General features: G+C 62.2%; 12 protein-coding genes and 1 pseudogene. 10 read left to right on the top strand and 3 right to left on the bottom strand.

All coding sequences use genetic code 11. The features are described from left to right. The first annotated feature begins 22 nt into the window (after nucleotides 1-22). From BGI27_RS02115 to pepN, 5 genes and pseudogenes are all read left to right on the top strand, one after another. Entirely contained in the window at nucleotides 23-772 is a 750-nt protein-coding gene (locus tag BGI27_RS02115) for a MotA/TolQ/ExbB proton channel family protein (protein ID WP_095523263.1), read from the top strand. Nucleotides 773-775: 3 nt separating this feature from the next. Then, nucleotides 776-1,201, top strand: a complete 426-nt coding sequence (locus BGI27_RS02110) for an ExbD/TolR family protein (RefSeq protein WP_095523262.1) — start codon at nucleotides 776-778, stop codon at nucleotides 1,199-1,201. Between the two features lie 15 nt (nucleotides 1,202-1,216). Then, nucleotides 1,217-1,588 (top strand): annotated as a pseudogene (locus BGI27_RS18805) (aminopeptidase P family N-terminal domain-containing protein); the annotation flags it as partial. 55 nt (nucleotides 1,589-1,643) lie between these two features. Continuing rightward, a complete protein-coding gene (locus tag BGI27_RS02105; protein WP_223871551.1) occupies nucleotides 1,644-3,044 on the top strand; it encodes an aminopeptidase family protein P in 1,401 nt (466 codons plus the stop codon). Between the two features lie 53 nt (nucleotides 3,045-3,097). After that, entirely contained in the window at nucleotides 3,098-5,767 is a 2,670-nt protein-coding gene (pepN, locus tag BGI27_RS02100; RefSeq protein WP_095523261.1) for an aminopeptidase N, read from the top strand. Between the two features lie 63 nt (nucleotides 5,768-5,830). Here pepN and BGI27_RS02095 read toward each other — a convergent pair whose 3' ends face one another. Further along, on the bottom strand, nucleotides 5,831-6,379 hold the full coding sequence (locus tag BGI27_RS02095; protein WP_170942899.1) for a DUF1543 domain-containing protein: 549 nt from the start codon (nucleotides 6,377-6,379) through the stop codon (nucleotides 5,831-5,833). A gap of 257 nt (nucleotides 6,380-6,636) precedes the next feature. Here BGI27_RS02095 and BGI27_RS02090 point away from each other — a divergent pair, with 257 nt between their 5' ends. The 5 genes from BGI27_RS02090 (at nucleotide 6,637) to queF (ending at nucleotide 14,385) form a co-directional block, all read left to right on the top strand. Beyond that, nucleotides 6,637-7,710 carry an efflux RND transporter periplasmic adaptor subunit gene (locus tag BGI27_RS02090; protein WP_095523313.1) on the top strand — a complete coding sequence of 358 codons (1,074 nt, stop codon included), beginning with the start codon at nucleotides 6,637-6,639 and terminating at the stop codon, nucleotides 7,708-7,710. Then, complete coding sequence (locus BGI27_RS02085) at nucleotides 7,707-11,033, top strand: efflux RND transporter permease subunit (RefSeq protein WP_095523259.1); 3,327 nt, start codon at nucleotides 7,707-7,709, stop codon at nucleotides 11,031-11,033. The genes BGI27_RS02090 and BGI27_RS02085 overlap by 4 nt, the downstream gene beginning before the upstream one ends. Then, entirely contained in the window at nucleotides 11,026-12,480 is a 1,455-nt protein-coding gene (locus BGI27_RS02080; RefSeq protein WP_223871550.1) for an efflux transporter outer membrane subunit, read from the top strand. The genes BGI27_RS02085 and BGI27_RS02080 overlap by 8 nt, the downstream gene beginning before the upstream one ends. A 135-nt stretch (nucleotides 12,481-12,615) precedes the next feature. After that, nucleotides 12,616-13,317: a CerR family C-terminal domain-containing protein gene (locus BGI27_RS02075; RefSeq protein WP_095523258.1), complete on the top strand. Its 702-nt coding sequence runs from the start codon at nucleotides 12,616-12,618 to the stop codon at nucleotides 13,315-13,317. 222 nt (nucleotides 13,318-13,539) lie between these two features. Further along, complete coding sequence (queF, locus tag BGI27_RS02070; protein WP_095523257.1) at nucleotides 13,540-14,385, top strand: NADPH-dependent 7-cyano-7-deazaguanine reductase QueF; 846 nt, start codon at nucleotides 13,540-13,542, stop codon at nucleotides 14,383-14,385. A 3-nt stretch (nucleotides 14,386-14,388) separates the two neighbouring features. Here queF and BGI27_RS02065 read toward each other — a convergent pair whose 3' ends face one another. Both BGI27_RS02065 and BGI27_RS02060 read right to left on the bottom strand, forming a co-directional pair. Then, entirely contained in the window at nucleotides 14,389-17,349 is a 2,961-nt protein-coding gene (locus tag BGI27_RS02065; protein WP_095523256.1) for a PAS domain-containing hybrid sensor histidine kinase/response regulator, read from the bottom strand. A gap of 82 nt (nucleotides 17,350-17,431) precedes the next feature. Further along, nucleotides 17,432-19,096: a sensor histidine kinase gene (locus tag BGI27_RS02060; RefSeq protein WP_170942900.1), complete on the bottom strand. Its 1,665-nt coding sequence runs from the start codon at nucleotides 19,094-19,096 to the stop codon at nucleotides 17,432-17,434. Between the last annotated feature and the right edge of the window lie 116 nt (nucleotides 19,097-19,212).

The raw sequence follows: 19,212 nt of genomic DNA, 5'->3' as shown, positions 1-19,212 counted from the left end.
ACGCGTTTCAAGAGGTAACCCCATGAACCAACTCGATCTTGTCGCCTACTGGAACCAGGGCGATTTCATCAGCCATTTCCTTACCGTCGTGCTGCTGATCATGTCCGTCTCTTCCTGGTCGGTGATGATCGTCAAGGCTGGCAAGTTGCTGCGCCTGCGCGGGCTGGCGCAAAACGCGCAGAGCCGCTTCTGGTATGCACGCAGTTGGGAAGAGGCGCTGAACTCGCTTGGCTCGCGCATCGAGAATCCGTTCTACAACCTCGCCCGTGCAGGGGAGGCGGCTACCACGCATAGACTCGAGCGTTCGGAGCTGCAGGGCAAGCTGGATCCCAGCGACTGGATCGCCCGCTGCCTGAAGGATGCGCTCGACGAGCACGCGGAGAAGACCCAGAGCGGCATGGCGGTGCTCGCATCGGTGGGCAGTACGGCACCGTTCGTGGGCCTGTTCGGCACCGTGTGGGGTATCTACCACGCGCTGCATGTGATCGGCATGACCGGTCAGGCATCTCTCGGGCAGGTGGCTGGCCCGGTCGGCGAAGCCTTGATCATGACCGCGCTCGGCCTTTTCGTGGCGATTCCGGCCGTGCTGGGCTACAACGCGATTGCCCGTCGCAGCAAGTCGCTGTCGCACAAACTGCATCGCTTCGCCAACGATCTGCATGCCTACTTCCTGACAGGCTCGCGCGTGGAACTGGCCCAGGGCAATGCTGCTGCCAACGATGTGCGCCCCGTGGTGGCTGCCAGCCCGCTGCAGGCACAGGCAAGGGGATAAATCATGAGCATGTCTTCGTCTGAATTCGACTCCGATGGCGGGGCGATCAACGAGATCAACATGACACCGCTGATCGACGTCATGCTGGTGCTGCTGATCATCTTCATCGTCACGCTACCGGTGATCCATGGCGCGGTGAACGTGGAGCTGCCGCAGGCCTCCAACCAGCCGGTGGATCAGCAGGAGCGCACCGTGGACATCTCGGTGGCTGCCGATGGCACGATCTACTGGGACAAGGAGGCCGTCAGCGATGGTGAGTTGCAGGGGCGGGTGGCTGCGGCTGCGGCCAATGGTGCGCAGCAGGCACCGGTGGTTCGCATCTATGCTGACAAGGCCGTGCGATATGAGCGCGTGGCTTACGTGCTCTCCAGCGCGCAGGGTGGTGGCCTGAGCAAGATCGATTTCGTGACCGATGGCCCTTTGCAATAGAACGATCTGAAAGATATGAACAAGCCGAGCGATCTTCCTTTGGCCGCCGAGCGGCTGGCGCGCCTGCGTGCCGCGATGCTGGAAGCTGGCATGGATGCCTGCGTGCTGCCTTCGTCGGACCCGCATGTATCGGAATATCCGCCGGCACACTGGGCCTTGCGTGAATGGCTCTCTGGCTTCAATGGCTCGGTGGGTACGCTGGCGATCACGTCCGAAGCCGCTGGCCTGTGGGTGGACAGCCGCTACTGGGAGCAGGCGGAACGTCAGCTACAGGGCTCCGGCATCGTCCTGATGCGCCAGGGGGCGGCTGATGTGCCAAGCCTGGAAGACTGGCTTCATGCAACGCTGGATTGCCGCGCACAGGTTGCCGTGGATGGCATGGTGCTGGCGTGGAGTGAGGCCGTTGCATTGCGCAACCGCCTGCAGGCCAAGGAGATCGTGCTTGCGCACGGATGTCGATCTGATTTCTCCGCTGCTGGCGGATCGCCCCGCATTGCCTGTCACACCGGTATTCGAACAGCCAGATGGCGAAGCCGGAGAGTCCCGCGCCGCCAAGCTTGCCCGCCTGCGTCAGCAGCTCGCCGGGCTTGGGGAAGGAGTCTGTTTCCTTTCCGCGCTGGACGACATCGCCTGGTTGCTGAATCTGCGCGGTGCGGACGTGCCCTTCAACCCGGTGTTCCTGGCCCATGCACTGGTGGATGCCCGCCAGGTTCGCCTGTTCATCGATGGTAGTCGCGTACCTGGTACGGTGCGTGCCCGTCTGGTGCTCGACGGTGTGCACATTGAGCCTTATGCCGAAGCGACGGAAGCTCTGATGCGCTTGCCGGCAGACTGTTGCGTGCTGATCGATCCCGAGCGCACGGTGGCTGGCCTGGTAGAGGCCTTGCCGGTCGAAGTTCGCCGCCTGGAAGCGGTGAGTCCGGTGGTGCTGATGAAGTCGCGCAAGAACACCTCCGAACAGTGCCATGTACGCGCCGCCATGGAGCAGGATGGTGCTGCGCTCTGCCGCTTCATGGCCTGGTTCGACGAAGCCGTGCCGGCTGGCGGGCTGGACGAGTTCAGCGTGGCGGCCCGGTTGCTGGAAGAGCGGAGTCGCAACACAGATTTTCGGGGCGAAAGCTTCGGCACCATCTGCGCTTTCCGTGCCAATGCGGCATTGCCGCATTACCGGGCCGAGCCTGAGCTGGCCGCCCGTATCGAGGGCGGCGGCATGCTGTTGCTGGATTCCGGTGGGCAATATCCCGCGGCAACCACCGACATCACCCGCATGTTGCCCGTTGGCCAGCCGGATGCCGAGCAGAAACGGGACTGCGCGCGGGTGCTGCGCGGGGTGATTGCCTTGTCCCGTGCGGTGTTTCCCGCCGGTATCGGTGCACCGATGGTGGATGCCATTGCGCGTGCACCGATCTGGGCGGATGGCATCGACTATGGTCATGGCACCGGGCATGGTGTGGGCTGCGACCTGCATGTGCACGAAGCACCGCAGCGCATCGCTTACCGGGGGCGCGTGCTGCCGCACAACACGCTGGAGTCCGGCATGATCACTTCCATCGAACCGGGAATCTACCGGCCCGGCAGATGGGGCGTGCGTATCGAGAACCTGGTGTTGGCGCGCGAAGCAGCCAGCACGGAATTCGGTGAATTCCTGAGTTTTGAAACCCTTACCTTGTGCCCGATCGATCTGCGCTGCATCGATCTGGCGGTGTTGCGACCAGACGAGATCGTCTGGTTGGATGCCTATCACCGTGAGGTGCGCCGCCGCCTCGAACCCTTGCTTGAAGGGGTTCCGCTGGCCTGGCTGCGCGCCCGTACCGCTGCCGTGGGCGGGCAATTGACCACCTGATCCGCCCACCCCGGCTGCGTTCATTCCCCACCTCTCGCAGAAAGAGAACCATCATGTCCGCTCCAGAAGCGCGTGCCGTGCTGCGCGCCGATTACACGCCTTATCCGTGGCAGATCGAATCCACCCATCTGCATTTCGAGCTGACCGAAGAGGACACGCTCGTTCATGCCCGGCTGGTGGTGCGTCGCCTTGCCGATACGCCCGCAGGAGCTTCGCTTGTGTTGCAGGGGCGAGCGCTGGAAACGTTGTCGCTGAGCATCGATGGTGTGCCGCTGACGCCGGAGGCCTGGTCACAGCAGGGCGAGGAGCTACATGTACAGGTGCCGGATGGCGCGTGCTTCGAGTTCTTCAGCGTGGTGCGCATCCATCCGGCCAGCAATACCTCGCTGATGGGCTTGTATCGCTCCAGCGGGCTGCTGTGTACGCAGTGCGAACCTGAAGGTTTCCGTCGCATCACCTGGTATCCGGATCGTCCGGATGTACTCAGCCGTTTCCGTGTGACGCTGGATGCGTTGCGCACCCGCTATCCGGTGCTGCTTGCCAACGGCAATCCGGTGGAGCGAACCGATCTGGGTGATAGCCGCCATCGCGTGGTCTGGGAGGATCCGTTCCCCAAACCCGCGTATCTCTTCGCGCTGGTGGCCGGCGAGCTGGCCTGCCTGGAGGACAGCTTCACAACTTGCAGCGGGCGCGAAGTCGCACTGCAGATCTACTCGGCGCCTGCGGATGCCGACCGCCTCGGGCATGCCATGGTCAGCCTCAAGCATGCCATGCGCTGGGATGAGGAGAATTACGGCCGCGAATACGATCTGGATATCTTCATGATCGTGGCCGTGGCCGATTTCAACATGGGCGCGATGGAAAACAAAGGGCTCAACATCTTCAATGCTGCCGCCTTGCTCGCCAGCCCGGAGACGGCCACAGACGTGGCGTGGCAGCGCATCGAGGCCATCGTGGCACACGAGTATTTCCACAACTGGTCCGGCAACCGCGTGACTTGCCGAGACTGGTTCCAACTCTCGCTCAAGGAGGGTTTCACCGTCTTCCGCGATGCGCAGTTCTCGGCGGACATGAATTCGCCCACCCTCAAGCGGATCCAGGACGTGAATCGTCTGCGCACAGCACAATTCGCCGAAGACGCCGGCCCGATGGCACACCCGATCCGTCCGGATTCCTATCTCGAGATCGCCAACTTCTACACCATGACGATCTACGAGAAGGGGGCCGAGGTCATCCGCATGCTGCGTACCTTGCTGGGAGCGGAAGGCTTCCGGCAGGGCAGCGACCTCTATTTCGCGCGTCACGATGGCCAGGCCGCCACCTGCGATGATTTCCTGCAGGCCATGGCGGATGCCACGGGCACAGATCTCACCGGTTTCGCGCGCTGGTATGCCCAGGCTGGCACGCCGCGTCTGACGGTGCGTGGGGAATGGCTGGCGGCGGAGCATTGCTATCGCGTGCATCTGGCACAGCGTTGCCTGCCCACGCCGGGGCAGGTCGAGAAACAGCCTTTCGTGATTCCCGTCGCCCTGGCCCTGTTTGGTGCCGATGGCAAGGCCATCGAGACCACGGACGGGCAGGGCGCGTCTGTCGCCGAGCGTGTCGTGGTGCTGGAGCAGGCCGAACAGAGCTTCGAATTCCACGGCGTGCAGGAAGTGCCGGTGCTGTCCGTATTGCGTGGCTTTTCCGCGCCGGTGATGGTGGCGCAGGACTGTACTCGCGATGAGCTGGCCTTCCTGATCCGTCACGAGACGGATGGCTTCAACCGTTGGGATGCGGCCCAGCGTCTGGGCGTGCAGGTCCTCCAGGAAATGATTGCAGCCCTCGCTGCGGGGAAGCGGGCCGAGGCCGATCCGATCCTGCTGCAAAGCCTGGGCGCCGTGCTGGCCGACGAGACACTGGACCTGGCTTTGTGCGCCGAACTGCTGGTGTTGCCGGGCGAGCACTACCTGGCTGGTCTGGGGGAAGCGGTGGATGTGGATCTCATCCGCCGCGCGCGCGATGCATTGCGCCGTGCCATCCAGGCAGCGCATAGTGAAACGATGCGCCAGCGGTATCTGACCTTGCATGCGGCCTCGTGTGCCGAGCCTTATCTCGCCAATGGCGGGCAGATCGCGCGCCGCGCCCTGCAAGGTGTTTTGCTGGGCTACCTTGTGCTGGCTGCGGATGACGATGCGCTTGCCCTGTGCGTGGCCCAGTATCAGACAGCTCATAATCTGACGCTGCGCCTCGGTGCGCTCGGGGCGCTTCTCAATGCGCCAACTGATGCATCAGGCTATGAAACCGCCCGCGTGCAATTACGGGCTGATTTCGCGGAGCGTCATGCCAGTGTGGCCCAGGTGATGGATAGCTGGTTCGCCGTGCAGGCCGGCTGCGTGGCCGGTGATGCCGTGGCGCGCGTGCGCAGGCTCATCCTGGATCCACGTTTCAGCTTGCGTAATCCGAATCGCGCTCGCGCCGTGATCGGCAGCTTCTGCGCCAATTTGCCGGCATTCCATCGGCGTGATGGAGAAGGCTACCGCTTCCTCTGCGAACAGGTGCTTGCCGCCGATGCCTTGAATCCGCAGCTATCCGGGCGGATGGTCAGTCCACTCACGCAATGGCGTCGCCACGATGCCCCGCGCCAGCAGGCCATGCTCGCCAGTCTGGAGTCTCTGAAAACCCAGGGCGGGTTGTCGCGTGACCTTTACGAGATTGTCAGCAAGAGCCTGTCAATCCAGTGAGTGCGCTCCAGGCGGGTACGCGTCAGCGTACCCGCCTCATTTTCACTGCGTTGCTGTGCGGTATCAGGCATTGAAGCCGTTGGCCTTCAGGAAGTCCTTGGCAAAGGGTTTGTAGCCATCGTGGGCCAGCGGCTGCCCTGCGGCCTCCGTGCGGGTGACGCGGATGCGGAAAGGAGAGCCCAGCGCGGCGAGCCGGTCCGATACCCTGTGCAACGCATCCGTATGCAACTGTGCGCTGCCGGCTCGGGTGGCCAACTGCTTCGCTCTGGCCTTGGCTTCGTCTGCTGTCGAGGCAATCACGAAGAGGTTTTCGTGCCCTTCGACAAAACTGGCCTTGCCAGCTTCGTAGAAGCCCAGATTGACATGCCAGAGATCAAGGGCGCCATCGGGCGCCGCATCCGTATCCAGCGAGATGCAGGCGCCGTCCACCATATCCAGGATCATCCAGGAATCCACATGTGGTGCCTTGCCGGGTGCGAACCAGGCCTTGAGCAACTGCCCACCGATCGACTCGATATCCGGACCCACCGCGAATACGACGTCGTGAATTTCGACGCTGGTACCTGCTGGATTGCCGCCCAGCATGACGGCAAAGAGTTTGTCCTCGGACACTTCGTGACTCCTGAGCGGGAAGGGCGCCAAGTCTAGCACTGCCAAAAAGCACCTGATCGAAAGCCCACAAGTGGCTTGTACGAGCTTGACTACAGTTTTGATCAAAAATATAGTTCGATCGTACGAACTTATCAGCATCTGATGCCTACGGACAGAATTTCGAGATACCCATGAATCGTTTCATTACTCATACGCTCAGCCGCCTTAGGGCGATGTCAGCCGAACTGGAGGGCAACGCCCATGGCACAGGCCAGGGCATGCGATCGCGTTCGGTACTTGTGCTGTCCATCTGCGCATGCCTGCTCGCTGCCTGCGCTGATCACTCCGGTTCGCCTGCGTCCGCATCTGTGCCAGTAACAGCAGATGTTGCCGTGGTGCGGCTGATGCAATTACCAGTGACCAGCGATGTGACAGGCTCCATCGTTTCCGATGGGCGCATCAATGTAACCACGCGTGTATTGGGGTTCATCCGTCAGCTTGATGTGCGCGAAGGTCAGCCCGTCAGGAAAGGCGACCTGTTGTTGCGGATCGATGCTTCTGACATCGATGCGGCCATCGTGCAGGCGGCGGCTGGCGTGCAGGTCGCCCAGGAGGCCTGGCAGGATGCGCAGTACGACGTGCGCCAGAATACGCAGTTGGTGCCTGTCGGTGCGATCCCTGCTGACTTGCTTCGCAAGTCCCGGCTGAGGGAGGAGACGACCCGTGCGGCGCTGGAGCAGGCCCGGGCAGCACTGGCGGCAGCCCAGGCGCAGCGCAATTATGTAGACATCACCAGCCCGGTGGATGGCGTGGTCGTCTCCGTGACGGGCCGCAGCGGCGAGATGGCCGCGCCCGGTGCGCCGCTGCTGACGGTGGAGTCACGCGAGGTCCTGCTGTTCAAGACTTTTGTTCCTGAGCACAACCTGGCGGCGATCAAGGCAGGTGATTCGGTTTCTGTTCGCGTTGATGCATTGGGCGATGAGCGCTTCAAAGGGCGAGTCCGGGGTGTGGTGCCCTCCGGAGATGGCGTAAGCCGCCGCAACGAGGTGGATATCGTGTTGCCGCGGGATGCACGCTTGTTGCCGGGCATGTTCGGCCGCCTTGAGATCCTGGTGGATGAGAAGCCGGTCATCACCGTTCCCCGTGCGGCACTGGTGCGCCGTGGCGGGCTGGATGGCGTTTTCGTGTTGCAAGAGGGTGTAGCGCGTTTTCGCTGGCTGCGCACCGGCAAGCATCTGGGTGATGCACTCGAAGTGAGCGCGGGCCTGTTGGACGGGGAAACTATTCTCGCCCGCGCCACCGATGTCGTCCGCGACGGTACGCCGATCCAGGTTGTCGGGAGCGTACGATGACAGCACCCCGTCTGAACTTTGCCGGCCTGCTGGCGAAGTACTTCATCACCTCCAAGCTCACGCTGGTTTTCATCATCGCGGTGGCGCTGTTGGGCGTCATGGCCGTGCTGCAGACGCCGCGCGAGGAAAATCCGCAGATCGTGGTGCCCGCAGCCGCCGTGGTGGTCGGTTTGCCGGGCGCCTCGGCGGCGGAAGTCGAATCGCTGGTGGTCACGCCGCTCGAAGGCATCCTGAGCGAACTGCCCGGTGTCGACCATATCGAGAGTGCTTCGCACAATTCACAAGGGATGGTGCAGGTGCAGTTCAAGGTCGGCGAATCCAAGGAGGCATCGCTGGTCAAGCTCTACGATCGCGTGATGGCCAGTCGTGCCTGGCTGCCCGCCGAAGCCACAATGCCGCTGGTGCAGAGCGTGGACGCCGACGACGTGCCCATCGTCACCTTCACGCTGACCTCGTCAACGTATGACGCCTACGCGCTCAACCGCGTGGCCGAGCGCATGGCCGAGCGCCTGCGTAGCGCCGAGAACGTCTCGGTGGTGTCGCTGCGTGGGGGGCTGCACCGTGAGATCGCCATTGAACTGGATCCAGACCGCCTGCAGGCATATGGTGTAACGCTGGGGCAGGCACGAGCTGCCGTGGCGGTCAGTAACCTGAATGTGCCCTTGCCACCTACGGTGCGTGGCGGACAAGTGCAGGCGATCAAGCTGGAGGCAGCCTATGCCTCTGCCGAGGATGTGCGCAACCAGCTCATCGCCGTGCATGACAACCGGCCGGTTTACGTGCGGGATGTGGCCACCGTCACTGATGGCGCTCCGTCGGAGCCGGCGATGATCAGCCGTTTTTCCTTCGGCCCGGGCGATCCGCGTGCCGGGGCTGCCGATACCGGCGATCTGCCCGCCGTTACCGTTTCCGTGGCCAAGAAAAAAGGGGCCAATGCCGTGGTGGTTGCCGATGCGGTGATCAAGCGCATGCAACACATGCAAGCCACTTTTGTTCCACAGGACATCCAGGTCATCGTGACGCGCAACGACGGCCAGAAGGCCGACGATGCGGTCAATCTGCTGCTGGAGCATCTGCTGATCGCCCTGGGCACTGTGGGCCTGGTGCTGATCTTCTTTCTGGGCTGGCGCGAGGCACTGATCGTGATGGTCACGGTGCCGCTGATCATGGCGATTACCCTGGCGGCCAACCTGCTTGGCGGTGTCACCATCAACCGCGTCACGCTTTTTGCGTTGATCCTGGCGCTGGGGCTGCTGGTGGATGCCGGCATCGTGGTCATCGAGAACATCCATCGTCACTATGCCAGCGGGAACCCGAAAGCTGACAAGGTGGCCGTGACCATACTGGCCACCAACGAGATCGGCAATGCCACCAATCTGGCCACCTTCGCGGTGATGCTGGTCTTCATTACGCTTGCAGTAGCCTTGACCGGCATGCCACGTCAGTACTTCTTTCCGGTGGCGGTTACCGTGCCGATGGCCATGGCAGCGTCCATCTTGGTGGCATACGTCGTCACACCTTGGGCGGCCAATCGATGGGTTCATCGCCACGCCATCCGGCACGATGAACCACAGGCAGAGTCATCGCATGAGGACTCGCCGCCGACACATGGTCACGGTGTGCCAGGGCGACTCGAGCGTGTGTACCTTCGGTTGTTCGGTCCCCTGCAGCAGTGCAAAAGGGTGCGTATCGTCTTCGGCGTGGCGGTGCTGCTGTTGCTGATGCTTTCCACCCTGCAAGGCGCCTGGCAGTTTGTACGCCCTTCGGGGGTTGGCGGGAGCGTGTCCGCACTGGGGGTACCGATCGGTTTTCTGCCGAAAGATAACCAGAATACCTTCAACGTGGTGGTGTCGATGCCTGAGACCACGCCGGTGGAAAACACGGACCGTCTTGTGCGCGAAATCGCTGCGGTACTGGCGAAAGAGCCACAAGTGGCCAACTGGCAGACCTGGATCGGCCAGGCTGGCGTGGCGGATTTCAATGGCCTGTTCAAGGGTACTGCCGCGCGTGCCGGCAGCCATGTGGCGGAAATCCGCGTCAACCTGGTCGACAAGCATCAACGCAAGCAAAGCTCCATCGACATCGTGCGTGAATTGCGTCCCAAGGTGGAAGCCATTCGCAAAGCCTGGCCCGGGGCCGAAGTGGCGCTCGTGGAACAGCCTCCCGGCCCGCCCTTACGTGCGACCGTGCTGGCAGAACTCTACGGTCCTGACGCCGAAGGTTTGCGCGTGTTGTCGGCCCAGGTACGCAAAGCCTTCGAGCAGACCTACGATACGACCGACATCACCGATAGCGAACCGGAAGACGTGCTTGAGCATCACGTCATACCGGACAAGGACAAGGCCGCGCGCTCTGGCGTCTCGGTCGCACAGATCGCCGAGGCGCTGCAACTGGTCTACGGCGGTGTCACCCTTGGTCGCGCTCACCTGCCTGACGAGAAACTGCCCGTGCCGGTCAAGGCCCTCGTACCGCGCCGTGCGGAGGTCGATCCAGCACGGCTCGATCGGGTGTTCGTGGCCAATACCGCCGGCCAGCCCGTGCCGCTGGCTGAACTAGTGAAAGTCCTCCCCGCATCAGTCGATCGACCCATCCTGCATCGCGACAACGAGAAGGTCACTTTCGTCGGTGCGGAATTGTCGGACTCGGTGCCGTTGTACGCCGTACTCGACCTGCAACGACGGTTGCAGGGGATCATCGCACCGGACGGCCGACCGCTACGCACGGGCAATCTGCGCTTCAAGGAGGATTCGCCCGACACCATTGACGGCTACCAGTTGCTCTGGGGCGGCGAGATGCGCATGACGCTGGATGTATACCGGGATCTTTCAATCTCGCTCAGCGGCGCACTGCTGATCATCTACTTCGTGCTTGTTGCCTACTATCGCTCGTTCATCGTTCCGATGGTGGCCATGTCGGCCGTGCCACTGGGCATCATCGGCATCTTTCCGGGGTACTGGCTCGTCGGCATGGACTTCTCGGCAACCTCGATGGTCGGCATCGTCGCGTTGGCGGGCGTGGTGATCCGCAATTCATTGCTGATCATCGATTTCATCCAGGACAACATCCGTCACGGCATGCCACTACACGAAGCGGTGCGCCAGGCTGGCGCCGTACGCCTGCGGCCGATCCTGCTGACCATGCTGGCGATCATTTTCGGCTCGGCCATCATGGTGACTGACCCGGTATTCGGCGGACTGGCCATCTCGCTGATCTTCGGCACGCTTGCCTCGACCGCACTGACCGTATTCATCGTACCGCTGCTCTACGAGCTGCATGCAAGGCGTCATGAAGCGTCGACTGCAACAGGAGCAGACCATGCTTGAAAAGATTCACACAACAACGGCGATTGAGTCCCGCCCGCGGCGGACGGTTCGCGATTGGCTGGTTGGCACATTGGGGCTGACGGCATTTGCGATGCTGAACGCCTGCGTCTCGCTGGCGCCAGCGCCTGAGCCCGTCGCATCACCGATCGCCGGGGATTGGCCGACACCCTCCGTTGCATCCGGCGGCGTGCTCGCAACCGGACTGCCCTGGCGTGAATACTTCACGGATCCGGCGTTGCAGACGCTGATCGAGACCGCACTGGCCAACAACCGCGATCTGCGCGTAGCGGCATTGCGCGCCGAGGAGGCGCGTGCAGCCTTCCGCATCCAGCGTGCGCAGCAGGCGCCGATGGTGGGTGTGAGTGTGCAGAGGATCCGTGCCGGTCTGCCAGATAGCCTGCAACCCCTGGCGGGCAGTTCGGTTGTGGAAGCCAACGTGGCCTCCGTAGGAATCAGCAATTGGGAGCTGGACCTTTGGGGGCGCGTGCGCAGCATGAAAACCGCTGCGCTGGAGCAATGGCTTGCCACCGAACAGGGGCATCGCGCCGTGGAGATTGCGCTGATCTCCCAGGTTGCCGATGCCTATCTGGGGCTGCGCGAGCTGGATGAGCGCATCGCGCTGGCGACGCGCACGGTGGAGAATCAGCAAGCGTTGGCACGCATCTTCGAGAAACGCTACGAGTTGGGACATGGCTCGCGGCTGGAGCTGACCCAGGTGAATACGCTGCTCAGTCAGGGCAGGGCCTTGCAGGTGCAACTGGCGCTGGCACGCGAGCAACAGCGCAACGCCCTGGCGCTGCTATTGGGCAGTGAGCCTCAATTGTCGCAGTCATCTGTCGCAATGAATGACAGCATGGTGATGCCGGAGCTAAGCCCCGGACTTCTGTCGGATCTGCTGATCAACCGTCCGGACATCCTGGCCGCCGAACATGCCTTGCAGGCACGCCAGGCCAATATCGGTGCGGCACGTGCAGCGTTCTTCCCGCGTATTGCCTTGACTGGCGCCGCCGGTACGGTCAGCGCTGATCTGAATGACCTGTTTTCATCGGGGACTGGCGCCTGGCTATTCCGGCCCGTGATCGAACTACCGATTTTCGATGCCGGCATGCGACGGGCCAACCTCGATTTGAGTGTCGTCCGGCGGGACATCGCCATTGCCGAATACGAGCGGGCGATCCAGGTCGCGTTCCGCGACGTCTCCAATGCCTTGGTCGCAAGACAGAAACTTGCCGAACAGACCATCGTGGCGCGCCAGGCACGTGCCGAACAGACCGAGCGTCTGAAACTGGCACGGACACTGTTCGATGCCGGCTCGGCTGCATACCTGGAGGTACTGGATGCCGAGCGTGACCTGCTGGCCGTCGAGCAGCAACTGGTGCAGCTGCACCGGGCGGCATTGTCGAGCCAGATCGGGTTGTATGCGGCACTGGGAGGTGGTACGAACTAGCGTCGGGTATTGCGTTGGGGCAGCACAGCCGCCGCCTGGCTCCATGCAGGAGTGCACCCGATCCCGGGCCGTTCCATTACCATCGAAAAGATAATTCATACGAACTATCTTTTTGTAGGAGCAGCAGGAGGATCCATGCCAAATCATGACAAAACAACCAGCGGTCATGAAGCACGCAGTGCCAAAACCCGATCTCAGTTGATCGAGGCGACGATCAGTGTCATTGCTGCCGTGGGCTATGAGGGCGCGACCACCCGCGCTTTGTCCCAGGCGGCCAACACCACCTTGTCAGCCATTCCCTATCATTTCGGCAGCAAGAAAGAACTCTATCTGGCCGCTGCGGACATGATCGCCGGATACGCTGCGGATCGCTTCGAAGAGGCGGCGAGCCTGCTGGATGATGCTCCGGACTCGGAACTTTCCGTTCGCTTCGAGCAAACGCTGATCCAGCTGCTCAACATCATTCTGGAGGAGGCAGAACCACATGCCTGGACGGCATTTGTCGCTCGCTGCGCCTACGACAACGATGATGCCTTTGCCTTGATTCATCAGCGCGCAATTGCACCGCTGCAAGCCCGCCTGATGCAGGTCGTCAGCCAATTCACCGGTCGGTCGGCCGATGACGAAGCGCTGCGGCTGCGTCTGAACGCAATCATGATGGCGATCTTCAGTTTCAGGTTTCTGCGCGGCGTGATGCTTCGTGGCATGGATTGGAAAAACATCAAGAATGAAGCGGTCTGGCAGATGACGGACATGATCCATGATCTTTGCCGAAGCGGCTTTCTTGCTGTCCGGCAGATCGATCCGGGTCATCTGGAGCGTCTCGCTCAAAAGTAGGAAGAGAGCCCTTTTGCCCGGAAAATGGACAAGGTTTCCCGATCGCAGCCTTGCCAGAGGTGAGTACCGGAATCTGGGGCAGAAACGAAATTCAGTGCATCGATCAATGCACGGAGCTGACGATCCGGGTGGCTTGGTTCCACGAAGGGGCTCCAGGCGTGCGTGCTACCATGCGGCCCCCTCTAACGGGGCTGCGTACGAAGCACGTTGAACAGGTGCCACATGAGTGATTTCCAGTCTTCCCTGAATACCCCTTCCGACTCTCCGCTGGGCAAATCGAGTGCGTATCGCAGCGATTACGCACCGGAGTTGCTGTTTCCGATTCCCCGCCGTGGCAAGCGGGAGGAGATCGGTGTAGATGAGGCAGCCCTGCCTTTCGTAGGGGAAGATCTCTGGAACGCCTACGAGCTTTCGTGGCTGGATCCGCGTGGCAAGCCCGTGGTGGCTTTGGGCGAGTTCAGGGTGCCGGCATCGTCGCCTTGCCTGATCGAATCCAAGTCGCTGAAGCTGTATCTGAATTCCTTCAACCAGACGCGGCTTGCTGGGCTGGGTGAGGCGCAGGCTCTGATCGCGCGGGATCTTTCGCAGGCGGCGGGATCTGAGGTGCAGGTATGCCTGCAGTCGCTGGATGCCGAGCGGGTTTTCGTGAAGCCTGTGGGTGTCTGCCTGGATGCACAGGAGATCGAAATCGATCGCTACCAGCCCGAGCCGGAACTGCTGCGTGCCGATCCGGCGCGCGTGGTGCAGAATGAACTGCTGTATTCGCATCTGCTGAAATCCAATTGCCTGGTGACTGGCCAGCCGGACTGGGGCGCGGTGTTCGTGCGCTACAGCGGCCTGGCTATCGATCGCGAGGCACTGTTGCGTTACATCGTTTCGTTCCGCGAGCACAATGAATTCCACGAGCAATGCGTGGAGCGCATCTTCTGCGATCTGATGCGCCAGTGCCGACCGGCAACGCTGATGGTGTGGGCGCGCTATACCCGGCGCGGTGGACTGGACATCAATCCTTGCCGCGTCACACCCGGCATGTCGTTGGCGGAGAATCTGGGCGAAGTCCGGCAGTGATCGTCAGTTTGTTGCGCGGTCTTCGATCAGGGGAATGCCCGCCGCTGCCAGATTGCTGACCACACGCGTGAGTGCTGCGGCCAGGCGTTGTTCGTCGATGGGTTTGGTGATGAAGTCATTCATGCCGGCACCGAGATAGGCCTCGCGATCTTCCACGCTGGCATTGGCTGTCAGCGCGATGACTGGAATGGCCGCATTGCGCACGGGCGTGCCGTCCGGGCCGCCGGCGCGGATCAGGCGGGTGGCTTCGTCGCCATCCATTTCGGGCATGCGCCCGTCCATCAGCACGGCATCGAAATCTTCCGCCGCGAGCTTTGTCAGTGCTTCGCGGCCGTTTTCCACGAAGATGCATTGCTGGCCCAGATGCTCCAGTTGCGCTTGCAGAATCAGGCGGTTGACCGCGGAATCCTCCGCACAGAGCAGGCGCAGGCTGGGAAGGGTCGGCGTGGGTAACGGTGGCGGGGCGTCATCTGCAGCCTGTGCCGGATGCAGCGGCAGCGTGAAGCGGAAGCAGCTGCCTTCCCCTTCGCGACTTTCCACGCCGATCACTCCGCCCATAGCCTCCACCAGTTCGCGGCAGATCGCCAGCCCGAGGCCCGTGCCGCCGAAGCGACGTGTGGTGCTGTGATCGGCCTGCTGGAATTTCTGGAATAGCTTGCCCACCACTTCGGGCGGAATGCCGATGCCGGTATCGCGTACGGCGAACAGGATGCGACCTTCTCCGGTATCGACATCCACGGTGACGGTGATGCGCCCATGGTGGGTGAATTTGATCGCGTTGCCCGCGAGATTGACGAGCACTTGCCGGATCCGTACCGGGTCTCCGAGAATCCAGCGCGGCAGTGCGGGGGCGACGTCGAGCATGAAGCGCAGCCCTTTCTCTCGGGCCGCGTGGCGCATGATCAGCATGCTATCGTCGAGCAACAGCGGCAGATCCAGCGGGATGTGTTCGATCTGCAATTCGCCCGCCTCGATCTTCGAGAAATCCAGGATGTCGTTCAGGATGCCGAGCAGGGATTCCGCGCTGGAGAGCCCGGTGGCGATGAAGTGCCGTGCTTTTTCGGGTACGCGGGCTTCACGCAGCGCCAGCCGCAGCGTGCCGATCACGCCCGAGATCGGGGTGCGGATTTCATGGCTCATGTTGGCCAGGAAGGCGGATTTCGCGACGTTGGCCTGTTCGGCCAGCTGCTTTGCTCGTTGCCAGCTGGTTTCCGCTTCGCGGATGGCGGTGATGTCAGAGAGCACACCGATGCGCACAGGCTGCGCATCGGCGCCGGAACTCACCGTATCGAGCAGCACGTAGTGGCGGGGCATGCCTTTCTCGAGCTCCAGTCGCAGGCTGCGTTCATGGATGCGCGGGTCGCCGCCATGATCCTGACTCAGCTCCAGCGGCATGTCGTCGGGCAAGGGCGGCAGGCCCAGTTGCTGGCTGGACTGCCCGGGCAGACTCTGACGGAAGACGCCCAGGGCGCGTGACAGGGCACGGTTGGCCATTACGAACAGGCCATCGCGGTCTTCGACGAAAATCGGTGTGGGCAGGGTGTCGAAGATGTCCTGGAAGAAATAGAGCAACTGAGATTGCTTGCGCAGTGCAGCCTGCAAGGCCAGCTCGGCACGCCGCCAAGGAGTGATGTCGAAGTTCGAGCCGACGATCACCTGTCGTCCATTGGCATCCAGACAGGCCTGCTTCGAGATCACGCGGAAAGCATCCTGCCCGGTGTAGGGATGGACGATGTGCTCTTCCTTGAGTACGACGAGTCCTTCACCAAGAATGGCCCGGTCTTCCTCTTCCACGTTGTGGGCGTATTCGGCGCTGCAGCCCAGATCCTGGGGCGAGTGGCCGAGCAGATCCTCGCTGGTCCTCTCGCTGTCGCGCACCATCGCCTTGTTCACCATGAGGTAGCGGCTGTCGGCATCCTTGACGTATACCGGCTGCGGAATCACGTCGATCAGCCGCTGAATGAACGCCTGGGTACGCTGGCGCAGGTCCGTTTCGCGGGCCACGGCTTCCTGCAGGCGACGCTCGGCCAGTTTCCATTCGGTGATGTAGAAATGTGCGCCGAGCACCAGGGCGCGTCCGTCGGGATCCTGGCAGCGGCGCTTGCGCACGATGCGGAAGACCTCTTCGGTACTGCCCGGCAGCGTCGTGTGCTGCTCCTTGGTGACTTCCCCGCCGGCCAGCACGAGGTCGTCCTCGCTTTCAGCAATGTTGGCGATCTCTTCAGAGGAGGCCAGATCCCGCGAGCTGCATCCGATCAGCGAAGCCTTGTCACGCCGCCTCTCCTTGGCGAAAGCCTCGTTCACCAGCACGTAACGGTGATTGGCGTCCTTGAGATAGACAGGTTCGGGGAAGACATCGATCAGATGCTGGATGAAAGTCTGCAATTGCTCACGCTGGATGGATTCGATCGCCAGCGCCTGCTTCTGTGCCTGTTCGGAAGCATGCCAGTGGGTGATGTCGAAATTGCAGCCGATGATCACGCGCTGTCCATCGGAGAGGCGGTGGCACTGCTTGCTCACCCGCTGGAAGCGGTCTTCCCCGGTCAGGGGATTGGGGCGGCGTTCATCCTTGAGGAGGGTGGCTCCACCGAGTACGTACGTGTCTTCCGCAAAGATCTCCCTGCCGTAGTCTTCATCGAAGATTTCCAGCGCTGTCTTGCCGATGACCTGTTCGGCGCTCAGACCGTGAGATTCGAGAAAGGCCTTGTTGGCGAGGAGGTAGCGTGCCTGGTTGTCTTTCGCGTAGGTGGGGGCTGGGATGACTTCGAGCAGCGCCTGCAGGCTGCGCTGGACTTCTTCACGCATCCGTTGCTGCCGGTAGCGATGCTGGAACCACTGTGCGAGCAGCAGCGCGGCGGCGAGCAATACCAGCGCCAGCATGGCGGATGGTGCCATCACCCACGACAGGAGCAGGGCGACGAGCGTGACGGCCAGGTGAATGAGCAGTATCCGGGCGAATGACATGGAAGGCTCCGGCGTGCGTGACTTGGCTGGGCTGAATTTACCCGGGGCTATCCAGGGATTGTATGCCGGAGTGCCCTCGGGATCACGGTGCCTGACGCCGGCGGATCACGCGGGCGCGCCGGGGAAGCGTGAAACTGAAACATGCGCCTTCGCCGGGACTGGATCGCGCCTCGATCTGGCCTCCATGGCGCTCGATGATGCGCCGCGCGGAAGCCAGACCGATACCCGTACCGCCAAAGGTCTGCTGGTTGTGCAGTTGCTGGAATGGCTGGAACAGGTGGCGTGCATGCGCCATGTCGAATCCGATGCCGTTGTCGCACAGCGTGAGGCGCACGCTTTCAGGTTCCACCTTGCCGGACAGACTGATGCGCGCCGGATGCTTATCCCGTGTGAATTTCCAGGCGTTGGCGATCAGGTTCGCGAGTGCGTTCTGCATCAGGGCTTCGTCTGCTTCCACATGCAGCTCTCCTGTGTGGCTGAACAGCACCTCACGGTCGGGCTTGGTCTTGCGCAGATCATCGATGATTTCTTCGGCCATGCGCCCCAGATCGAGCTTGCGCAGGGAAAGGGGAGAGCGGGAAATGCTGGCCAGTTTGAGCAGCGCGTCGATGAGCTCTCCCATGCGCAGGCTGGCGCGGTAGATACGCTCGACATAGTCCTTACCCTGTGTATCCAGCAGGCTGCTACTGTCTTCGCGCAACGCATGGGCAAAGCCGTTGATGGCACGCAGGGGTGCGCGCAGGTCATGGGAGATGGAATAGCTGAATGCCACCTGCTCGCGATTGAACTGCTCCAGTTCCCCCGTGCGTTGATGCACGCGCTCTTCCAGTGATGCATTCAGGCGCGCCACCGCGGCATGTGCGCTCTTCTGCCGGCGGAACTCATGCTGGATCAGCCAGGCCAGGGCACCGAGCAACAGGATGAGGCTGAGCGCCCCGGCGATGAGGCGTTGGCGGGTCTGCAGGAAGTCCGGACTGGAAACGTCGGCCGGGCGGCTCACGGCGAGCAACAGACCGTACTCGCGCATCGGGCGGATGGCTGCCACATAAGGCTTGCCCGCGTGTTCGAAACGGATGCTGACCGTGCCATCCGAATCCGGTGGCGGCAGTGCGGAGAACTGGGTTTGCGCACCAGGTTTGCCCTGGGTGAGCTGGAGCACGACGTTGCCCTGGGTATCCAGCAGGCTGAGTCGGTCTTCCGCGCTGGTATCCACCTTGCGCAGATAGGTGATCAGCGTGTCGCTGCCGATGAATGCCAGTGCCGAGCCCAAGCGCCGGCCGTTGCTCGCGTTCAGCGTGCGCTCCACGGCAAGGAAGCTGCGCCCGTCGTCAGCCCGCGATGGCGGATGAAAGATCGTACCGGCGCTGGAGTGGGCACGCGCGTAGTCTTGCGGCGTGGTAGGCAATGGTGGCAGGTGCGGCATGCGCCGGCTGCCGGATACCTGGCCCACGACACGGTCGTCTGCATCCCGGAGCAATACAGCGGCGATGCGTTGGCGCTGAGAAAGGGTACGGGAGGCGAGAGGCGTGAAGTGCTGGATCGAAGCGTTCGGGACGGATACCGCGTAGAGATCGAACAGGTTCAGCAAATCGTTGGCCTCACGCAGGCTGTTGCCGAGGAATTCGCTGTTGGCCAATGCATGTGCGGCCAGTTCGGCGTCTTGTGCCTGCTGCTCGCGTAGCCAATCCTGTGCAATCAGGGCCCAGGCTCCGAGCAGAGTCAGGCAAGCCAGGAAAAGGTAGACCACCAGAACCACTGCGCTCGAGCGAAGCCCGTATCGATCGTCTGGCGGCGGAACCTGGGCTGAATCTGCAGGAGATTTCGGCAAAAGGCCTCCACAGGGGCATTCGGATGACCGGGGCT

The sequence above is a fragment of the Candidatus Dactylopiibacterium carminicum genome, from assembly GCF_014736495.1.
Classification (GTDB): Bacteria; Pseudomonadota; Gammaproteobacteria; order Burkholderiales; family Rhodocyclaceae; genus Uliginosibacterium; species Uliginosibacterium carminicum.
Note: the sequence above shows the minus strand (reverse complement) of the source record. Positions and strands in the feature narration are given on the sequence as shown.